Here is a 17616-nt window from a genome sequence, read left to right as displayed (position 1 = left end):
CTTTCTGGCAATGCGCAACTTCACCGCGTCCCAAGCCTTGCTTCTTGTTGTCGGTATGCAACGCCCTTTTACCGTTCCTCGCGGCCATTTTGAATGGCGAGGATAGGATAGGCGGCCCGAATTTGGATTATGGAAGCGTAACAAAGGTTCTCTGGAAATCCACCTTAAAAGTATGAGCGGCCCCAGCAGCTTAGCGAGTATCTTTGGTACTGGCGATTTGAGCTCCGCTGAGGACTGACCTGGTTGCGACCGTATTGCCAGCGATCTGCCGCAGGATGATGATGCACTCGTGCTCGCCGGCTACCGTGAGCCCCTGACGAAGCTGTCGGCAGAGCCGGTCGAGACGGACGCGCTCCCCGCCCATCGGCTCGCAGTCGAAATGCCGCCAGCGCCGATGCTCGTAGAACAGGCACAGCCAGAGCTCGATGGCGGTGCCGCCCCATGAACCGGACTGTGCGGCTTCCTCCGCGCGCTCGTTCGCCCAGGCATGGAGATCGCCGAGGCCGAGCGCACGGGAGGTGTCATAGCCATCGAGGAGATGGGCGAGCCGGGCCGATTGCAGCCAGGTCAGCTCGTGCGGGATCGCGGCGAAGTCGCCGCCACGAACCCGGTCGAGCCAATGGTCGTCCTCGATCGCGAGCGGGCTCAAGCGATGATCCTGCCCAGAGCGCGTGCCGCTGCGGCATAGGCCGAGAGCGGCTTGTCCGGCCGGAAATGCTCGTCTCGCTCGATCGACAGGCCGAGGAACCCGCGAACCCCGGCAAGCTCGGCAAAGGCGATGTAGCCGATCTCCGGTGCGCCGAGCCCGAGATCGCAGAGGCCGAAGGCGATGCCGGGATCGTCCGGGTCGAGCTCGGTCAGGAGCCAGGTCGCGTTGGCATCGGGCGTGAAGAGCTTCACGACGGGCATCGGATCGACGTCCTCGCCCGCCGCGCTAGCCCGGCCGTTGGCGAGAAGGCGCTCGCGTTCGGCCGGGAGCATGAAGGGCGCGCTCACGCACGCCCTCCCGGCAGGAGTTTGAGCGGACCGCCAGCGGTCACGGCGGTGGGCTCGCTGGCTGCCCCGATCGGGCCGTCGCCAGCCCAGAACAGGTTGAGTTCGCCGTCGACCAACTGGAAGTCGCAATACCGCCGATAGAGCCGGGTCGCGTACTCCTCCTCGCCGGCCATCGCGATGGCGATGATGGTGTCCTCCAGCGTGATGCTGGCGAAGCCGACCTGATCCTCACCAGCCGCGTTGAGTTCGGCCTTGTAGCTGGCCACGGCGCTCGCAACGAGTGTGTTGAGCTGTGGCGCGATGACGACGAATCGGCCCTCGTCGTAGTCGCCGCGCATCAGCATGGCTTGGGCGAGCAGGTGCTCGCGATACAGCTGCTGGCACGGATTAGCCTTCAGCGTCGGCTTCCGTGCATCGACGAACAGCCCGGAGACGTCGGCGAGGTCGTCATAGCGCGGCCGGATCGCCGCCACCGGCTCCTGGCAGGATTCCGAGTACTTCATCTCGATCGCGACGAAGCCCCTGCTGCCGGCTGACGTCTCATAGCGGAGAAACACGTCGAAGGCGCTGCGGTCTCCGGTCAGCGCCGGGTCGCCGCGTCCAGGCGAGTGTTCGAACAGCACGGCCTGAACCTTGGCGCCCGCGAGATCGGGGAAGAGTTCGCCGAGAACGCGGCAGGCAAAGGACAGGTCGAGCTTGAGCAGGCCGAAGACGTTGAAGGCCAGGGGCATCGAGCTGAGCAGATTGCCGTAGAGCCGCGGCTCGTCGATCATTGCGGCGGGCTCGCGATAGGCGAGTTCACGGCGCACGAGCCAGGCGATGGCCGGCAGCATGAAGTTGGCGCCGGCTCGCGCGGCGGTGGGACTGATCCGGGAGCCGAGCTTTTTGCGCTTCGTGCCGACCTTGTAGCTGCCGATCGGCAATTCGCGATCTTGCCGCCAGATGCTCTGGAGGAGACGAGCGGCCGAGCGGAAGCGGTGGTCCAGCGGCTCGAAAATATGGTGCTGACGAAGGAGTGCCTCGGGCAGCAGCGGAACGTGGGCGAAGGTGTCGGGGAAATCGGATGTCACGAAGCCTCCAAGAGCGGGATTGGACGCCGGGAGGTTCGCCGAACGGCATATTTTGTTGATAGATCAGTGGATTAAGCCAATTTGCAGTCGACCTAACGAATGTTGCTGAGTTGCAACACAAAAAGAACCTTCACGAAACTCGTGCGGTTCGGACCCCCTAAATCTCTATATTGGTAGGCAGATGGTCAAATCTGCCCGCCGGGCAGACCATTTGCGTATGGAGACATACGCATGTTTGAGTTCCTTCTCAAGTTCCCCCTTACTCCTCCCGAAGACACGGCCAAGCCGCAACCCGGCGACCCATCTGCGTCGCCACCGAGCCCTGAACGTGAGTTGACCTTCGACGAGGTGCGCGAGCTGACCCAGCCGCCCCGGCCACCTTCCACGCCGGCCAGCACCTTCGCCCATCTGACGGACCCCGATGAACTGGCGCTGTCCCTGCTCAGCTTCCTCGACAAGCTCGATCTGAGCTGCCCGGAGATCAGGGCGCTGATCGCCAGCACCGAGAAGTCTTACCAGGGCGGTATCCTGGCGGCACACCTCGCGCCGAAGACCCACGTGGGAAAGCATCGGGAACGGCGCCGGAAGGCGAAGACGAGGCCTAAACAGCCTCGGCTGGCAAGCCTCTTCGATCCGTTCCCCTCGGACGACTGATCCCCCGTCCATCCAGCCGACGAAGGCCGGCGCTCACCTGGGTGCCGCGCCCGTCGTCACGCCCATTTCCGAGGACACCCTATGACTGACCAGAGTTCGTCGAAGAAGCCGACTTCCATCCTTCTTCCCACCTACCGTACGCTGTCAGCGGCAGAGCAAGCGGAGGGCTTGGCGCTGACCGCGCCGATGCGCCGCCCTGGCGCTCACCCAAACTGGCCACATCTGTCGATCGACCCTCCCTATGTCGGACCGCCCGCTCCGCGCCATCCGCGCGTGGTGGCGTGGATCGACAAGCATCACTTCGAGCCCGTGCCGGAGAAGCCGATGAAGCGTCCGGTGCTTCGGAAGGAGGTCTTCAAGATCTACCAGGCCATCGCCTTCGCCATGCGGTATCATGGCGTTGTCCTGAACACGCATCTGACGATCGCCTGGGGTTATCTCGGCGTGTCCGACGGCGAGCAGGCGGCTTGGATGTTGACGCGCTTCAATCACGAAGCCACCAAGTGGCTGAAGGTCGGCTATGTCGAGGGCGTGCAGAAGCGGCGGTTCGGTCAGCGCGCCAGTGCCGAGAGCTCCGAGCACTTCTACGTCTATGTCCATGAATGGGGCCGGCGCTACGGCCTGCACACCCACGAACTGGCCTTCATCCCGCCCGCGAAGAGGCAGGCGTTCGAGGCATGGGCGGAGGCTTGCCTGGCTCGGCTGTGCGGGCGGAAGTATATCCCGGCGCCGGCCCTGAAGATCACGGGCCGGGTCCGGGCCGACGAGTACGAACGCGTCTGGCTCTGCTGGAAATGGTTCCGCTACATCACGAAGACGCTCGACCCGGAGTACCGCATTCGACGCGCGGATGGGTCGCCGGTCGTGGTCAGGGCGCTCTTCCACCCGAAGGCGTTCTATGAAGGGGCCATGGTCAACTGTGACCAGCTGGCCTCCGGCTCCCGGAACATCTGGACCCAGGCCCAGGTCCGGGCCGGGTTCGTGGCGCGGCTCTATCAGCCCGATGTCATCGATATCTACGACGGCGCCGAAATGGACGAACATCGCTGGGCACATATGCAGGCGGTTGAGGACGCGAAGCGGGCGGAGTCCATCCGGGGGCTTGCTACCTTGAACCTGTGACGAACGGCGGGGCGCCGGTGTGGTCGATGGTGGCTGGCCGGCGCCCACGCCTCGAACGCCTGCCTCTTCGCGGGCGGGATGAAGGCCAGTTCGTGGGTGTGCAGGCCGAGGCGCTTGCCGATCTGGAACTGCAGTTCTGGAGGCCGAGGCGTGCCGATCTGGAAGCTGGTCGCAGGAAGGCTAACGAAGCCAGGGAGATAGGAAGGGCTTCCGGGACTGCCGATTGGGGCGGCATGCCTTGTCACCGAAGAGGGCCAGCGCGTTGAGAACAATCCGACACATGAAGCCCTGAACGGAGGTGTCGAGGGTGGAGTGCCTTGCCGGTGATGGAAGGGGTATTGGATGGGATTGGAGGTAGGGAAGGAGTGTCTGCCGGCAGTGTGGCACTGCCGGAGATGGCAGAGGAGGGAGGAGTGCCGGTGGAGGTCACCGGCTGTTGTAGGGGAGTGTGCGGATGGAGATGGTGTATTGGAAGGGGGGTATACGGAATATGGCGTCGAGCGTAGCCGTCTCACAGCGATCCGGCGCCTATTGAAGCCGCACTCACAGAGCGTTTATCGAATAAGGGCGAGCGCCTCGGGCGGATCAAGTTTCGTAGAGCGCTCCGAAGTCGACTTCGATATCGATCGTATCAATCGCGGCCTTCAGCTGCCCGAGGTCGGTTTCTTTCGTGTAGCGCGCCGTCTCGCCGGGCGTCGTATGTCCCGTGAGACGATCTACAATGGAGTCCGCTACGCGACCCTGGTGCAGGAAGGTCGTCGCGCTGTGGCGGAAGGAGTGGAAGTCACGCCCCTCTTCATAAACTTCGACATCGCGCCGATAGCGCGTGAACCATTTGGTGAACCCGTGGCCGAGCCGGCCATCGGCTCCGCCGGGATGGAGATTGGGGAAGATGCGGACTTGGCCAGCCTTACGCTGTTGCTCGACATAGCCGAGCAGCCCCAGCCGAATGAGTTCGGGATGGATGGGTACAAGACGCACCGCAGATTTGTTCTTGAGCTTTCGCGGCGGCTTCATGTTGATGTCGAAGAGCCAGATGCCCTGTTCCTGCCGAATATCCTCGACATGGAGTTGGCAGATTTCTTCCTGGCGAGCACCTGAGAACACCGCGATCAACGGCAGCCAGAATTTCTCGTCGCGAATGACGAGGCCGCCGGCCGTGGAGCGGCGTCCCTCGGATTTGCAACCGCTCCAGACAGGCGTCCTGAAGAGCTTTGCCAAATCGCTGCGGCGCCACATAGGCCGCTGGTCCTGAGCTCTTTGCTGGGCGGGGAATTTGAAGCCCGCGAAAATCTTGTCGGTCGCGGCGCCCTGAGGAATACTCTCATCCCAAAGCGAGGATAACGCCGAGACATGGCGTTTGACCGTGCGGATCGACAGCCTTTCCGCTTTCCCGCCGCTGGCGGCATCGATCTCAAGGATTTCCGCTGGAGACTTCCTGGCGTAAATCGCTGCCTTGCCATAGTCCGCGGGCAGCCGTTCCAATTGATCCTTGAACCGGGCGGCGTCCTTGCGCTGATAGGCGCTCAACGGCCGATCCCCGCAAATCGCCTTGAACAGCTCGTAGCTTTTCTCGTTCTGCCCGGCAGTCTGGTTCTCCCAACGACGCAGCTGCTTCTGCTTCGTCACGAAGGCCGCTGCGACGACACCGAAAAGAGGCTGACCATCGGCGGTCGTCGTCTCTTTCGGCGGTAGCGGCGGCGGATTGAATACGGCCTCGACCTTGCGCGCGAGCAGCTTGTCGCGCGGCTCGAAATTGAAGTCGCCCGCATATCGGGCCTGGACCGCTTCGGCGAGATCGATGCCCCCACGCATCAGCGATTGTGCCAGCTGCCGGGTTTGCGTCTCGTCCAGCTGACCTTCGAGCTTGTGCTTGCGCATCATCGCCTGGGTTATGAAGGAGACGCTGCCAAATTCGTTGGCGCCGAGATCGGCTCTAGCCTGGGCGGCGATCTGCCCGAAGTGCTCGGCGCGGCTTGTGCGTACCTCTTCAGGAATCCTTCCGAGCCTTAAGCGCAACTTGTTCTCTTCGGCCAGCACATGAGCATAGAAATCCTGCACGATTGCCGCGAGTTGGTCGTCTGTCAGCATCGGGTTGTCGCGGCTTTCCTCGAAGAGCGATTCCGCCGCTAGATATAGACGGCGCGCCCTGATCCCGGCGAGGTGCAATTCCGAGGTCCGCAGCGAGCAGGTAATCTCGCGCCGCCCAAAGCGCGGGCGCAGATCGAGCGGGATTACGCGGCGAAAATGGAAGATTCTGTTGCGCTGGACGACGTTGCGAAGGAGATGCGCCAAAGCGGTGCCCTTTGTAGCAACCGGGTGGGCAAATCGCGTTGCCGCCCCGGAAAGGGCAGAGAAACCGCTGCGATGACAGTGCTTTAAGAGAAACTGGCTGGGGCGGGAGGATTCGAACCTCCGCATGGCGGTACCAAAAACCGCTGCCTTACCGCTTGGCGACGCCCCAATGTGGGGCGCCTTCTAGAACGCGGCGGCGCGGCACGCAACCGTCAAGCCGCCTCGCCCTCGCCTGCGCCGCAAGATTTCCTCCACAACCTGCAAAGAGCCTGTTGCGCCCGGGCCGCGTGCTGGCTATAAGCCGGCCACCAGCGGATCGGAGTGTGGCTCAGCCTGGTAGAGCACCTCGTTCGGGACGAGGGGGTCGCAGGTTCAAATCCTGCCACTCCGACCAAAATTTCCCGGTACATTTCAAGTATTTGAGACAATGGCCCTTCGGGGCCTTTTTCTTTGACCGACAGAAATACCGACAGTTTCGGAATCAGATCGGCCGTCCCCATCAGCCTCAGAGCAAGGAAGGCTGTCGATCGGGACGGAGCTGCAGACCGGCTGGCATGATGATCAGCTCCCGGGCCTCGGTCGCAGCGCCATCCGTGATCGTGTAGGTGAGGCTGACTTCCTCGAGCGCGAACGCCGCGAAGATCTCGCGGATGTCCGGCGTGTCGTTGATCGATAGAACGAAGGCCCCTTTCAGCCGGGCAAGCCGATTCGCCAGCCGGCGAAAGGAGGCGCGGTCGAAAACGCCGGCGCCATAGTCTCCCTCGCAGCCGTGATACGGCGGGTCGAGGTAGAACAGGACGCCAGGCCCGTCATAGCGATCGATGAAGGTCTCGAAGGGAAGATTCTCGATGATGACGCCGGCGAGCCGCTCGGCGATATCGGCCAGGAGGGGCGCGAGCTTCGTGACGTCGAAGCGCCCGGGCAGTCCCGGCGAGACGCCGAAGCTGCGACCGACGACCTTGCCGCCGAAGGCAAGGCGCTGCAGGTAGAGGAACCGCGCTGAGCGCTCAAGATCGGTCAAGGTCGACGGGTCGACCGAGAGCAGCCGCTCGAAATCCCGGCGGCTGGTGAGCTGGAAACGCAGTGTATCCATGAAGGCCACATAGTGGCGCTGCAGGATGCGGAAGAGCGTTGTGACATCGGCCGAGACGTCGTTGATGATCTCGGCCTTCGGCACGGCGCCGCGGCGGAGGAACACTCCGCCCATGCCGACGAACGGCTCGGCATAGCTCTGATGCGGGATGCGCTCGATCAGCGCGACGATGCGCGCGGCGAGCTGCTTCTTCCCGCCGATATAGGCGGCGGGCGGGCGCACCGGCATAACGGTGCGGAACTCATCGGGAGGCATTGAGAACGATCCGGGAACATGCAACCGTCTGCGTGCGCGCCGGCGCGCACGGCGGGTTGCCTTCACGGAAGTGGTCAGGCATCGCGGGACCTTCTGCCAGGTCGAGCCCGCGGCAAGTCGGCCTTGTGGCCGATGAGCCCCGCCGGCAAGGCCGGCGGAGAAAAGAGGCTTTGGCCCGGTCATGATGACCATTGCCAATATGCGTACGCACCGCGTGCGTTCGATTTCGCTGTGGTGCTCAGCCCCGTGTAATCACCATGTCGATATCTGTGTGGATGGGTGGGACGAGACCCTAGAGATCCCGCAGCTCGGCAACGGATATCGCTGCACGAAATGCGGACGCCGCAATCCTGCGAGCCGTCCCGCGTGGCATACTCGCGACGGAAAGCCATTCGGGACACTTTGAGGCGAACTCGCTAGGAGGAACGCCGCCGCGGCGCACAGCGCTCGATCGCCTCGCGGACATGCTCGAGCTCGGAGCCGTTGGCGTCCTTCAGCTCGCCGAGGCGGGAGTTGGTCTTCACCTGCTCCGTGTTGATATCGCGGAGCTCGCCGAGGACCTGCCGCAGCAGTTCGCAGGCCGTACCAAGCATGCCGACGATTTGATTGGCCTGGATCGTCAGGCCGAGCGGGTCATGCCCCTGCGGCGCAATGTGCCCGTCCTTCTTGTTGTCCTTCGCCGCCCTCAGCGTCATAAAGATCGCCAGGATGATGACGACGACGCCGGCGGCCAGCTGCAGTAGCGGGAAGGGTTTCAGTATCTCAGCGCCTGCGAAATCCGCCATCTCTCACCGCCCGGTAAACGGAGATCAGCTCTCCGAGTGTCAGCATTCCTAGGAGCGGCACGAAGATCGAAACCTTGCCCGAGAGCATGCTGTCCCAGACCAGCGGGACCATCAGCATTGCCCAGGCGAAGGCCCCGACGAAGGAGCCGGCATAGCGCATTAGCGGCCCATAGACGGGCAGCTTTCCGTTGGCGAAGAGCGCGATCGCGCGCATCGAACCGATACAGGCGAGCGTCACCGCCATGGCTTCCTCACTGGCACCATTCTCCGCGAGGAGGCGAAGCGTCCCCCGGTCGAGCGAATCGCCGGGGAGCGCTAGCGTGAAAGCCATCAGCAGCAGGCCGCCCGCCATGATCCATTCGAATAGGCGGTTCGAGCTGTAGGGGCCGGCCGACGGCCGGGCGGGCGCGATCAAGCGCCCGGCCTCCAGTCGCAGACGGCCACCCCCACCGCGTTGTTGGCCTTGTTCTGTGCGATCGTCTCGTCGGTATCCTTGATCGACCAACGTACCGGCCGGAACTGATCGCATAGGGCGGCCCTAGTCTCGCCGCCACCCGTCGTCGTCGCGCAGTTTGCCGGCAGCATGGCCAGCATCAGCAGCGCGGCGGGCACCCTCGCCTTTCGAACGGATATCGATGGCATTGCGCAGGTCCTCGGTTTCGGATTTCGATTTCTGATCGCCGCGGCCCTTGACGTAGATGCCGAGCGCGACGACCAGGCCGGCGCCGATCGCCGCGGCGACGCCGGCGAGACGGGCCCAGAGCGACGAGAGCAGGTTCATGACTTGGCCTTGCGCCAGGCGATCCACCCGGTCAGGCCGATGATCGCGAGCGCCAGCGCAATCCGGACGACGTCGCCGCTCGTCAGCTCGGCCTGCTGCGAGGTCAGCGTGTCGACCGCCTTGCCGAGCGGTTCGAGAGCCAAGGCGGCGCCGATCGCCGAGCCGCCGGCGGCCGTGGTGACGGACTTGGTCGCGGCGGCCGATTCCGTTTCGAGCGTGTAGGGCGGTGCCGATTCGACATCGGCAGCGAAACGCTGCGCCTTTGGGAACTGCGAGAAGGGCAACTGCCAATGCGGACCGTCCTTGAACGACTTCCAATCTCCGCCCCACTCGATCGGCACGCCCTCGGCCTTGGCCGCCGCCTTCATAATCGGCGCGAGCTTGCGATAGAGCGGCCAGTCCCAGGAGATCTTGCCGTTCTCGTCCGCCGGCGCGATATCGACGGCATGGCCGGTCAGGTGCCGGCTGTTCATCGTCGTCGAGGCGCCGCTGGCGACGAGCTCGCGCTGTCGCTCGATCGAGCGCAAGCCCTCAACGACGCGGAACCGCATCGGCGAGGCCTGCGCCGCGCGACGAACGACTGCGACCAGGCGCGGGTGAACACCGACGAGCTTCTGCTCATCGGCCGGGGTCAATGCAAACATGAGGATACTCCGGGCACAAAAAAGCCCGCTCGAGGCGGGCGGGTCAGTCGATAATGGGGGCGTTTTCCGCCATATCGAGGAAGGCCGCCGCGCAGGCGAGCCAGACGATGCCAAGCCAGATAATCAAAACAGCAGCGCACTCACGAGCGCCTGCGCCTCGTCGGCATAGCCGGGTTCGGTCTCGTGGATAGCGTCGCGCATCAGTCCGATCGCATTGGCGTTCGAGAAGCTGACGAAACGCGCCGCGTGGTCGACGACGACACATCCATACGTCGATCCAAGCCTGATAAGTGCTTGGCGGTAAGCCTCGCGCTGCTCATCCGTGCCGTAACCGCCCACGTTGGCGAAGGTGGCGATTTCCAGCACCACATCGGCGCCCGCGGCCTTCGCCTTCGTGATGATGTCGAGGATGTTGGCGGTATAGGTCGCGACATCGACATTGGTGTTGAGGTCGTTAGAGCCGAGCTGGATGATGACAAGATCGGGCAGGATGACCAGCAGGACATTGGCCGCTGCCCAGGAACCGTTACCGGATGTATGGAACGAAGAGACCGTGCCAAAGGCGCCCCCGTTTATAACGTCGATCGCAGGGACGGCGCTGTCATAGGTCAGCATGCCGCCGATCGAAACGAAGCTCCCCCCAGTGCGCTGGATGTTAAAGGCATGGGCGCCCTTCGCCACAGTGACCGTATTCTTCAGGTAGCCATCAGTCGGCGAATTGCCGCTCAGCGTGGCCAGAGTTGCTCCGCCATCAGCGTTGATCGTAAAGGTGCCGTCGCCCGACCGCTGCTTGTAATAGGTTTCCAGCGTGTCGCATTGCCCCTCTGGCGTGAACGTGAGGGAGTTTGTCAGGTTGGTTGCGAAGAAGTTGCCGCCGAGCGTCGCATTGCCCCCTGTCCAGTTCGCTAGGCCAGACAAGCGCGGATCATACGCGATCTTGATCGCCGGACTGGCGAAGGCGTTCGTGCCGAACCACGCCTGACGATTGGCCGGAATACCCGCTGCGTTGAGCTGCCTGACGACGTGAGCGATCTTGGACCGAGGCTCCGCCGCAGTGGACCACGTATTGGCCGAACTCGTGCCAGCGCCATTGCCCACAGTCTTGCTGTCCCCGATGAAGACCACTCTGGCTCGGCCCAAGCCGGCGCGTACCTTCGCCAGCGCAGCCTGCCATTTGCGCAGATTGCCAGGCTTGCGGAAATACACGTCAACGGGCGAGCGCGCCGCAAAGCCGTCGACGTCATGGCCCAGCCGATATGTGAGATCGCGCGTGGGCAGCAGTTCGATTTCGCCAGCCATCAGGAGGCCTTTCCAATGAGATTGGAGCGGGAGCCATCCGGGTTCAGGCCGCTCAGGATGATGTAGGGTCCGTTGGTGGTCTTCGTGCGCAGCGCGACATAGCCGCCCGGCACAGTTCTGCCCTGACGGCCCCCGTTCAGCGCTCCGGGCGTGCTGAAGACGCCGCGCCCCTGGACAGGCCCGGGTTTCGAGAAGATCCGCATCGAGCGGCCTACTCGTAGAACTCGATCGAGCCCCGGCAGATGGCCGGTGCACGCAGGACGAAATGCGTCGGCGGCGTCACGTTGTCGGGGAGCATGGGCGGAATGCGTCGCGCCGCCGGGTTGAGCGTAGAGCCGCTGCCATCGATGGTGGAGGCGGTCGGCAGTACGAGGTCGGTTACATTCGTGCCGATCTTCATACGGAAATCGCCGTCGAAGCAAAACACGGCGAAGCGCTTGCCGGCGGGGATCGGCACCCGGCGGATGACATCGGCGGCTAGGACGATATCCTCGACATAGTCGCAGACCGGCGGAGCGAAGGCGGCGCGGTTGGAGCCGTCCGGCCAGTTCTCGATGAATTTCGTCATGGTCAGGTCAGTCCTTTCGCGAAGGTGAAGAATGAAATGATCTCGGCCGCGCTCATCAGCTTCGTGCCGATCTCCATGGTCAGCGGCTGAGCAAGCGAGAATTCGGCCGCGCCGGCTACGATGATCTCGGCTTCCTCCCTTTGCGGGCCGGGAAGCTCGGCGAGCAGGTCCGCAAGGCGCTGCGGGATCGCGGTGAAGGTCACGGCCGCGAGAGCTTCGGGTTGCGTGATCAGGCCTCGCAACCAGAGCGCCCTGAAGAACTGAAGTCGCGAAACCGCGATCGGCGCCAGGTCGATATTGCGCTCTTCGGGCAGGTCGACGACGGAGAAGCCCAGCGCCCGCAGATCTTCGTCGCTATGCAAGGCGATGAAGTCAGACGGATACGTCACCTTGTCCCAGACGAATTGCGTACCCTCGCGCGCCCGCAGCACTTCGGTGCCGCCGACGGTCTTCGTGATCCCGCGCATGATGATTTGTCCTAAGAGATTGTGATCGTGGCCCAGCCGGCCGAGCCGGCCCCGGCCGAGCCGAAGATGCCGCCGTTCTGGCCGCCGGAACCGCCGTATCCGACGACGACGGTCGAGACCTGGCCGAAGAGCCGGGAGCCGATCGCGCCGTCCAAAACCGTGCGGATGACGCGGCCGCCATAGCCGCCATAGCCGCCCTGAAAAAATTGCGGAGAACCGCCGACCCCGCCGGGCGCGCCGCCAGCCGTGATATTGCTGTCACCGTTGAGGCCAGTGCCGTGCACGCCTTGTGTGCCGCCCGAATAATTGTTGGCACCGCCGCCGCCGCCGCCCGTCGCCATCAGCGTGAAGCCCGACAGGTCGATATAGCTGTTGCCGCCCTGATTGCCGTCAGTGCCGGGGAACGAATGCCCCTGATAATCCTGCGTGACCGCTCCGCCGCCACCGCCACCTGCGGCGGAGAGGTCGAACACGATCTGGTTGAATTCCGGCCAGGTGAAGCTGTAGCTGCCCGGCCCGAAACTCAGGGTCTGCGGAACGACGTTCTTCGTCGGTCGCACGCCGCGCGTGCCGGGCATATTGCACCGGACCGGATGGACGATACGACGCGACGGCGGCAGGAAAACCTCGCGCCGCCGGATGACTGCTGGTTTCGCGATCATCACAGATGCGACGCCATGAGGTGTACGAAGCCCTCGTCGCAGAAATAGTCGATGAACCACCAACCGGCATAAGCCGAAAGCGAAGGGGCGACGCCGTTCGAGAAGTAATAGCCGCCGGCATAGGCGAGAGAGCAGCCGCCCGGCTGAAAGACACGGATTCGCCCGGTCTGACCGACCGAGAAGTTTGCCGGGAAGGCGAGAACGTGAGCCCCCGTCAACTGAACCTTGAAATTGAAGCCGAGAGCGAGATCGGGCGCAATCGCGTAGTTCGCGACCAGCGGAACATAGGCCGCAGCGGCGAAAGCGGCATCCGCCTTGACCAGCTTCGCGGCCTTGCCGCGATATTCTGCGACGCTCGCATCGCGGTTGACCGGCGTCGATCCGTTCGCTCGCGTATAGGAAATGACGCGCCAGGCGCTGCCGCCGAGCGCGACGGCGACCGCGCGATCTCCGGTCGCCGTCGGTAGGTTGGCGCCTCCGGGCAGATCGATATCGGCGCTCTGGACAAGAGTGAGCGCGCCAGTGAATTGCAGGAAGCGAAGCGTCCCCGCCGTAGCGGTGCCGAAGCTGCCGATATCGGCCGTGCCGGTGATGCGGACCGAGTTGGACCTGACCTGCGCGAGGTTGATTGACGGGGCCGAAGCCGCATCGATCTCGCCCCCCAATCCCATGATCGGCGCATTCCCGGCCGGATCGAACTGCATGAAGACGATATCGTCGGCACCGTCATAAAGCTTCAGCCGCCAGGGCTCCGACGAGGTATCGAGCCAGATCATGCCGGCCTGCACATAGACCGGCCGACCGGGGCCGGAATGGTTCGTGTTCTGCGCAGTGCGAAACTGGTTCAGGCGGTCGGCGAGCTGCGTGCCGGATGTCAGCTCCGGGACGATCGTCCCGAAATCGAATTGACTCATTCCTCGACCCTTCCATAGCCTTTCGCGACGAAGTCGACCGTGCGCGCCACCGCACCGCCCGCCGCATTGAAGAAGCGCAGGGTGAATCCGGTCTCGTCTTTGTCGGTGATCTCTTCCCGGTCCCCCGACGCCCGGTCCTGCACCGCCAGCGCGACGCCCCGCAGGCTCTTGAACGGCGGCGTGAAGTCGATCCTGAGCCCGCTCGTCGTCACCAGCAGATCGTTGCCGGCCTCGACCCTGTCCGGCATGTCGACATCGACGGAGAGCCCGCGTACGACCGGCGTGATTGCGTGAGTGATCGTTCCGGTCAGCACGGCCCGGAACTCGAAGGCGCGGGCCGTCAGATCGGTGATGACCAAGGTTTCCCAAGCCGACCAGTTCCCGAGCGCGGGGTTGTCGTTGGTCATCCGGTACTCGACGCGGACGGCCCATTGTGACGGGTCCGCGCTCGCCAGCGCCTCGACCTCGACGAGCGTCGCCCAGGACGCCATGACGTCGTCGAGCGATGCACCGAAGGCATCGACCGTCGGCGTCAGCCGCGAAGTGTAGACGGCGCCGAGATCGACGCTGCCGGCGAAGGTATAGGTGCCGCTTTCGACCATGGCGCCGCCGGGCGCGGCGAGTTGCAGGAAGCTGCCCGACGCTTCGACGCCGGATTTCGCGCCGGCGAAGCCGGGCGATTCGGTGATAACCTCGACCTCGTTCACCGATGCCAGCTGCGCGATCGTCGAAGTGATGATCGCCGGCGTCGCCGAGAACTGATCCTGCCGGGTCACGGCCTTGATCAGATAGGTGCCGACCCGGTTGGGTATCTGCACCTGCGTACCGCTGGCGCGCGGCACGATCGTCCCGGCCGAGCCCCAGGTCACGCCATCGAGGAGAGGCGAAAAGCGGATCTCGAAATGACTGAGATTAAGCTGCGTGACCTGATCCCAGATCAATGTCGCAAGGTCCGCCAGCGATGAGATCCGGAAACCCGTCACGTCCGGCGGCGGAGCATTCAGTCCCTGAAACACCACGTTCAAGCGCTGCTGCCATGCCGAGGGCGGCAGGCTGACGAACAGCGCGCGGACACGGAAGCTGTAGGTGCCCGGCGCTAGCTCACCGGTGTCCGTCGCAGCCTGCGGCACCGGCACGGTGCGCAGCGGTCGCCAATCGGAATGAGCGACGCTGTCGTCGCGGATCTGGACCTCGTAGCTGGTCGCGAAGCCGGTGCGCTGGACCCGCCAGCTGACGCGCGCCTGAGCGCGGATATCGGCGCCGGTCGTGAACAGCTCCTCGGATACGACGAGGTCTGATGGGGCCAACGCCTGCACATCGACGGGCGCGCTGATCTGGCTGTCGAAGATCGGGATGGTGCCGGTGTCGGCCTGCCCGATTTCCGGGGCGTCGTCGACCATCGTCACCGTAGCCGTCATGTCCGCGCCGGGCTCGATCCGTAGGATACGAAGCACCACGCTTTCGCGGCCGATCTCGCCGAACCCGACCATAAGATCGCCGACGGCGGGCAAAACCGCGTCCGCCGAGAGCAGGATGGTCTGATGCTCACCGGGAATATGGGCGACGTTGTGCAGGACACTGCTGCCATCCGCCAGACGAAAGCGGGCGACATAGTTCTTGTCGCCTTCCATCGCGACCCATTCGTCGAGCGTCACCTCGAAGCCATGAACGGCTGTGACCCGGGCGCTGATCTGTCCCCAGAGCGGGATGTCATGGGTGACGCGCACACGATCGCCCCGCGTGCAGACCAGATTCTCGAAATCGACGGTGAGCTTGTAGAGTTCCGGCCGCAGGCGAACCTGCGCGATGTGAAATCGACCGTGTTTCCAGATCAGGTCTGGATTGGTGATGCCCGGAAACTCGATTGCTTCGAACAGCGTCGCATTAGCCTTGGTGTAACCATCGTCATAGACGACGCGCTCGTCCTGCTCGAAGTTCTTGGTCTCGTTCAGGAACTTGACCCGAAAGCCGTGCGGCATCCGCCGGTACTGACGACTGCCCGAGAAATCCCGCGAGTTGCGCGGCGAGAAATGCTGGACGATCGGCAGGTCGTCGCGATCCCAGATCACGGACCATTTTCCGTCCGTGAACACCCGAACGGCGCGTCCTGCCGCGCAGATTTCGTCGAGCAGCGAGGTCACCGAGGCCGCCTGCTCGATCACCTTGTTATAGGCGAAGCCCTTGGCCCGGCAGTATGTCGCCCAGCTCTGCAGCGCGGCCAGGTCGATCCGGCTATCGGATACAGGCCGCGCATTCGGCGCGCTTTGCAGCACATGCCGAAAGAGATCGGCCGGATTGTTTGACAAGGTGTTGCCAACCCAAGCCGCGCCATTCCAACTCGTCACATAGCTACGCACCAGGCCGTTCAAGGTATCGATGGCGCCGTTAAGCTGCGACGACGCGAGAATCCGGATGGCCGTGACGGCGATCGGCTTGCTGAAGCGGAGCGGGTACTCGTTCCGGCTCGAACGCATCGCTGTGATCAACAGCGTTTCGACGGCGCTGGAATTGACGTTCAGCCCTTTCGCCGAGGTTCGTTCGGCCATCATCTCGTACTGGCCGCGTGCGACCGGCAATCGAAATCCGCGGCGGAAAGCATCCTTGCGGTTCTCATAGGCCTGCGTATCGAGCGCGACGATCCAGCTTCCCGACCCGACAGGCCGAAAAGAGAAGCGATAGCTCACCGCCATCGGCAGCTGCGCGCCATTCTTGTTGTAGGTGGCGTAGAGGCCGCCCGGAAAGGTTACGTCCCAGCTGAGCTCGTCGACATCGGCCGCGCTCGTCCGCGTAACCGGTTTGCCGTATTCGAGCTCGACGTTGAGGGCTTCCTCGAAAGCCTCCTGCGGCATCAGCGTGATGCCGGCATCGCCGGGATAGCCGAGGCGGGTCTCGATCTCGACGCCGTTATATTGGCTCAGCGGCGTCGAGCCGATCTTGAGATCGGAAATATCGACCGGGCCATAGCCCCAGACGAACAGCATGCGCAGATACTGATCGTCGCCGATGATCTCAGTGTACGGCTTCGCCGCATAGAGCGGCTGCATGCGGTGGAAGCCAAGCGTCGCCGGCACGGTGCCATAGGGGCTCGCTCCATTGCGCCCGCCACCGATCGAGTAACGCTGCTCCGGCTCGACCTCTTTCTTCGGCTTCGGCGGCGGAAAGAGTGCCTGCACAAGAAGCGCGCCGCCGACCGAAATCGCGGCTCCCAACAGGGACGCGCCCAGCGTGCCGGCAGCAAAGGCCGACCCCAGGATTGGCGCGGCCCAGCCTGCGGTCACGACAAGAGCCAGAACCGCAACGGCGATCATCAGGATCTGACCAAGGCCGCCTTTGCCGCCTTGCGGTACGGCGACCAGCGTCACGGTATGGCCGGCCTTGGGCCGCACCCGGCCGTGCAACTCCGGCGGGATCAAATCGCCGTCGATGGTGACGTGCAGGCGGTGCGGCAGTCGCTGAACCGGCAGGGCCGCGATCATCTCCGCGATCGAGAGCCCGGCGGGCATCCGCACCTCGACGCGGGTAGAACGCAGCGGATGCAGTGCCGCGACGACACGAACGCTATCGGCATCGCCAAGCACTTCGCCATGCAGCGGGCCGGTGATGATGTGACTCACGCGCAGGCCTCGTGCCGGAAGAAGCCAGCAATGCGCCGCCGGAGCTTGCCGGTCGTGAAGGGCTCGATCACCGACTCGCGCTCCGGAACCATGTGTAGGACGAAACCCGGCGCGGCGACCAAGCCGATATGACAAGGCACGCCGCCTTCCAACATCAGCACGCCGTCGAGCGTGCAGGCCTCGCTCTGCGCGACTTCCCGCCAGGGCGATGGCCCGAGCCGGCCGTCGATCAGTTCCGCTATGGCGACCCTGTCTGCCGCGGTGACGTAGGCCTCGCTGAAGCCCGGCAGCTCGATCGTAAGGCGCTGGCGATAGACCAGCGCCAGCAAGCCCCAGCAGTCATAGCCCTGCGGGCCGCGGCCCTTATCGGCCCACGGCAATCCGACGAATTCCGAGA

19 protein-coding genes and 2 tRNA genes are annotated in these 17616 nt (G+C 64.0%); 3 read left to right on the top strand and 18 right to left on the bottom strand.

Going from position 1 to position 17616, the window contains the following annotated elements:
• Positions 1 to 190: 190 nt before the first annotated feature.
• Genes JHD80_RS06105 through JHD80_RS06095 form a run of 3 tightly spaced genes read right to left on the bottom strand, consistent with a single transcriptional unit; the run spans position 191 to position 2066 of the window.
• On the bottom strand, positions 191 to 649 hold the full coding sequence (locus tag JHD80_RS06105; RefSeq protein ID WP_199085491.1) for a hypothetical protein: 459 nt from the start codon (positions 647 to 649) through the stop codon (positions 191 to 193).
• The gene (locus JHD80_RS06100) at positions 646 to 996 is read right to left on the bottom strand and encodes a DUF2958 domain-containing protein (protein ID WP_465246500.1); all 351 of its coding nucleotides are present in this window, start codon (positions 994 to 996) and stop codon (positions 646 to 648) included. The genes JHD80_RS06105 and JHD80_RS06100 overlap by 4 nt, the downstream gene beginning before the upstream one ends.
• Entirely contained in the window at positions 993 to 2066 is a 1074-nt protein-coding gene (locus JHD80_RS06095) for a PGN_0703 family putative restriction endonuclease (protein WP_199085490.1), read from the bottom strand. The genes JHD80_RS06100 and JHD80_RS06095 overlap by 4 nt, the downstream gene beginning before the upstream one ends.
• Positions 2067 to 2297: 231 nt before the next feature.
• Between JHD80_RS06095 and JHD80_RS06090 the strand changes: the two genes are divergently transcribed.
• On the top strand, positions 2298 to 2720 hold the full coding sequence (locus JHD80_RS06090) for a hypothetical protein (RefSeq protein WP_199085489.1): 423 nt from the start codon (positions 2298 to 2300) through the stop codon (positions 2718 to 2720).
• Between the two features lie 81 nt (positions 2721 to 2801).
• Complete coding sequence (locus JHD80_RS06085; RefSeq protein WP_199085488.1) at positions 2802 to 3842, top strand: hypothetical protein; 1041 nt, start codon at positions 2802 to 2804, stop codon at positions 3840 to 3842.
• Between the two features lie 585 nt (positions 3843 to 4427).
• On the opposite strand, the gene JHD80_RS06080 is transcribed toward JHD80_RS06085, so the two are convergent.
• Together JHD80_RS06080 and JHD80_RS06075 are read right to left on the bottom strand one after the other, a co-directional pair.
• Entirely contained in the window at positions 4428 to 6137 is a 1710-nt protein-coding gene (locus tag JHD80_RS06080; RefSeq protein WP_248311413.1) for a site-specific integrase, read from the bottom strand.
• Between the two features lie 94 nt (positions 6138 to 6231).
• Positions 6232 to 6306: transfer RNA gene (locus tag JHD80_RS06075), tRNA-Gln, on the bottom strand.
• 148 nt (positions 6307 to 6454) lie between these two features.
• On the opposite strand from JHD80_RS06075, the gene JHD80_RS06070 reads away from it, so the two are divergent.
• A tRNA-Pro gene (locus tag JHD80_RS06070) sits at positions 6455 to 6531 on the top strand.
• 111 nt (positions 6532 to 6642) lie between these two features.
• On the opposite strand, the gene JHD80_RS06065 is transcribed toward JHD80_RS06070, so the two are convergent.
• The 13 genes from JHD80_RS06065 to JHD80_RS06005 all read right to left on the bottom strand — a co-directional run bounded on the left by JHD80_RS06065 (position 6643) and on the right by JHD80_RS06005 (position 17599).
• Positions 6643 to 7485: a DNA adenine methylase gene (locus tag JHD80_RS06065; RefSeq protein WP_199085486.1), complete on the bottom strand. Its 843-nt coding sequence runs from the start codon at positions 7483 to 7485 to the stop codon at positions 6643 to 6645.
• Positions 7486 to 7901: 416 nt separating this feature from the next.
• Positions 7902 to 8270 carry a hypothetical protein gene (locus JHD80_RS06060; protein WP_199085485.1) on the bottom strand — a complete coding sequence of 123 codons (369 nt, stop codon included), beginning with the start codon at positions 8268 to 8270 and terminating at the stop codon, positions 7902 to 7904.
• The gene (locus tag JHD80_RS06055) at positions 8248 to 8622 is read right to left on the bottom strand and encodes a hypothetical protein (protein ID WP_199085484.1); all 375 of its coding nucleotides are present in this window, start codon (positions 8620 to 8622) and stop codon (positions 8248 to 8250) included. The genes JHD80_RS06060 and JHD80_RS06055 overlap by 23 nt, the downstream gene beginning before the upstream one ends.
• A gap of 186 nt (positions 8623 to 8808) precedes the next feature.
• Complete coding sequence (locus tag JHD80_RS06050) at positions 8809 to 9051, bottom strand: hypothetical protein (RefSeq protein ID WP_199085483.1); 243 nt, start codon at positions 9049 to 9051, stop codon at positions 8809 to 8811.
• The gene (locus JHD80_RS06045) at positions 9048 to 9695 is read right to left on the bottom strand and encodes a M15 family metallopeptidase (protein ID WP_199085482.1); all 648 of its coding nucleotides are present in this window, start codon (positions 9693 to 9695) and stop codon (positions 9048 to 9050) included. The genes JHD80_RS06050 and JHD80_RS06045 overlap by 4 nt, the downstream gene beginning before the upstream one ends.
• Before the next feature lie 123 nt (positions 9696 to 9818).
• Positions 9819 to 10994 (bottom strand): SGNH/GDSL hydrolase family protein, encoded by a 1176-nt coding sequence (locus tag JHD80_RS06040; protein WP_199085481.1) that lies wholly within the window; start codon positions 10992 to 10994, stop codon positions 9819 to 9821.
• Positions 10994 to 11197: a hypothetical protein gene (locus tag JHD80_RS06035; protein WP_199085480.1), complete on the bottom strand. Its 204-nt coding sequence runs from the start codon at positions 11195 to 11197 to the stop codon at positions 10994 to 10996. The genes JHD80_RS06040 and JHD80_RS06035 overlap by 1 nt, the downstream gene beginning before the upstream one ends.
• A gap of 8 nt (positions 11198 to 11205) precedes the next feature.
• Complete coding sequence (locus JHD80_RS06030) at positions 11206 to 11562, bottom strand: hypothetical protein (RefSeq protein WP_199085479.1); 357 nt, start codon at positions 11560 to 11562, stop codon at positions 11206 to 11208.
• 2 nt (positions 11563 to 11564) lie between these two features.
• The gene (locus JHD80_RS06025) at positions 11565 to 12029 is read right to left on the bottom strand and encodes a hypothetical protein (protein WP_199085478.1); all 465 of its coding nucleotides are present in this window, start codon (positions 12027 to 12029) and stop codon (positions 11565 to 11567) included.
• Between the two features lie 11 nt (positions 12030 to 12040).
• The gene (locus JHD80_RS06020) at positions 12041 to 12589 is read right to left on the bottom strand and encodes a hypothetical protein (protein ID WP_199085477.1); all 549 of its coding nucleotides are present in this window, start codon (positions 12587 to 12589) and stop codon (positions 12041 to 12043) included.
• Between the two features lie 101 nt (positions 12590 to 12690).
• Positions 12691 to 13605 (bottom strand): hypothetical protein, encoded by a 915-nt coding sequence (locus tag JHD80_RS06015; RefSeq protein ID WP_199085476.1) that lies wholly within the window; start codon positions 13603 to 13605, stop codon positions 12691 to 12693.
• Entirely contained in the window at positions 13602 to 17219 is a 3618-nt protein-coding gene (locus JHD80_RS06010; RefSeq protein ID WP_199085475.1) for a TipJ family phage tail tip protein, read from the bottom strand. Before JHD80_RS06010 ends, JHD80_RS06015 begins: the two co-directional genes overlap by 4 nt.
• Positions 17216 to 17599 (bottom strand): NlpC/P60 family protein, encoded by a 384-nt coding sequence (locus tag JHD80_RS06005; protein ID WP_248311412.1) that lies wholly within the window; start codon positions 17597 to 17599, stop codon positions 17216 to 17218. The genes JHD80_RS06010 and JHD80_RS06005 overlap by 4 nt, the downstream gene beginning before the upstream one ends.
• Positions 17600 to 17616 lie beyond the last annotated feature (17 nt).

Source organism: Allobosea sp. ASV33 (genome assembly GCF_016428755.1).
Lineage (GTDB): Bacteria > Pseudomonadota > Alphaproteobacteria > Rhizobiales > Beijerinckiaceae > Allobosea.
Note: the sequence above shows the minus strand (reverse complement) of the source record. Positions and strands in the feature narration are given on the sequence as shown.

Excerpts from the sequence above, each read along its gene's own strand:
- JHD80_RS06045 (WP_199085482.1), bottom strand. The coding sequence starts at position 9,695 with ATGTTTGCATTGACCCCGGCCGATGAGCAGAAGCTCGTCGGTGTTCAC.
- JHD80_RS06040 (WP_199085481.1), bottom strand. The coding sequence starts at position 10,994 with ATGGCTGGCGAAATCGAACTGCTGCCCACGCGCGATCTCACATATCGG.
- JHD80_RS06015 (WP_199085476.1), bottom strand. The coding sequence starts at position 13,605 with ATGAGTCAATTCGATTTCGGGACGATCGTCCCGGAGCTGACATCCGGC.
- JHD80_RS06055 (WP_199085484.1), bottom strand. The coding sequence starts at position 8,622 with ATGGCGGGCGGCCTGCTGCTGATGGCTTTCACGCTAGCGCTCCCCGGC.
- JHD80_RS06025 (WP_199085478.1), bottom strand. The coding sequence starts at position 12,029 with ATGCGCGGGATCACGAAGACCGTCGGCGGCACCGAAGTGCTGCGGGCG.
- JHD80_RS06090 (WP_199085489.1), top strand. The coding sequence starts at position 2,298 with ATGTTTGAGTTCCTTCTCAAGTTCCCCCTTACTCCTCCCGAAGACACG.
- JHD80_RS06035 (WP_199085480.1), bottom strand. The coding sequence starts at position 11,197 with ATGCGGATCTTCTCGAAACCCGGGCCTGTCCAGGGGCGCGGCGTCTTC.
- JHD80_RS06065 (WP_199085486.1), bottom strand. The coding sequence starts at position 7,485 with ATGCCTCCCGATGAGTTCCGCACCGTTATGCCGGTGCGCCCGCCCGCC.
- JHD80_RS06050 (WP_199085483.1), bottom strand. The coding sequence starts at position 9,051 with ATGAACCTGCTCTCGTCGCTCTGGGCCCGTCTCGCCGGCGTCGCCGCG.
- JHD80_RS06060 (WP_199085485.1), bottom strand. The coding sequence starts at position 8,270 with ATGGCGGATTTCGCAGGCGCTGAGATACTGAAACCCTTCCCGCTACTG.
- JHD80_RS06085 (WP_199085488.1), top strand. The coding sequence starts at position 2,802 with ATGACTGACCAGAGTTCGTCGAAGAAGCCGACTTCCATCCTTCTTCCC.
- JHD80_RS06030 (WP_199085479.1), bottom strand. The coding sequence starts at position 11,562 with ATGACGAAATTCATCGAGAACTGGCCGGACGGCTCCAACCGCGCCGCC.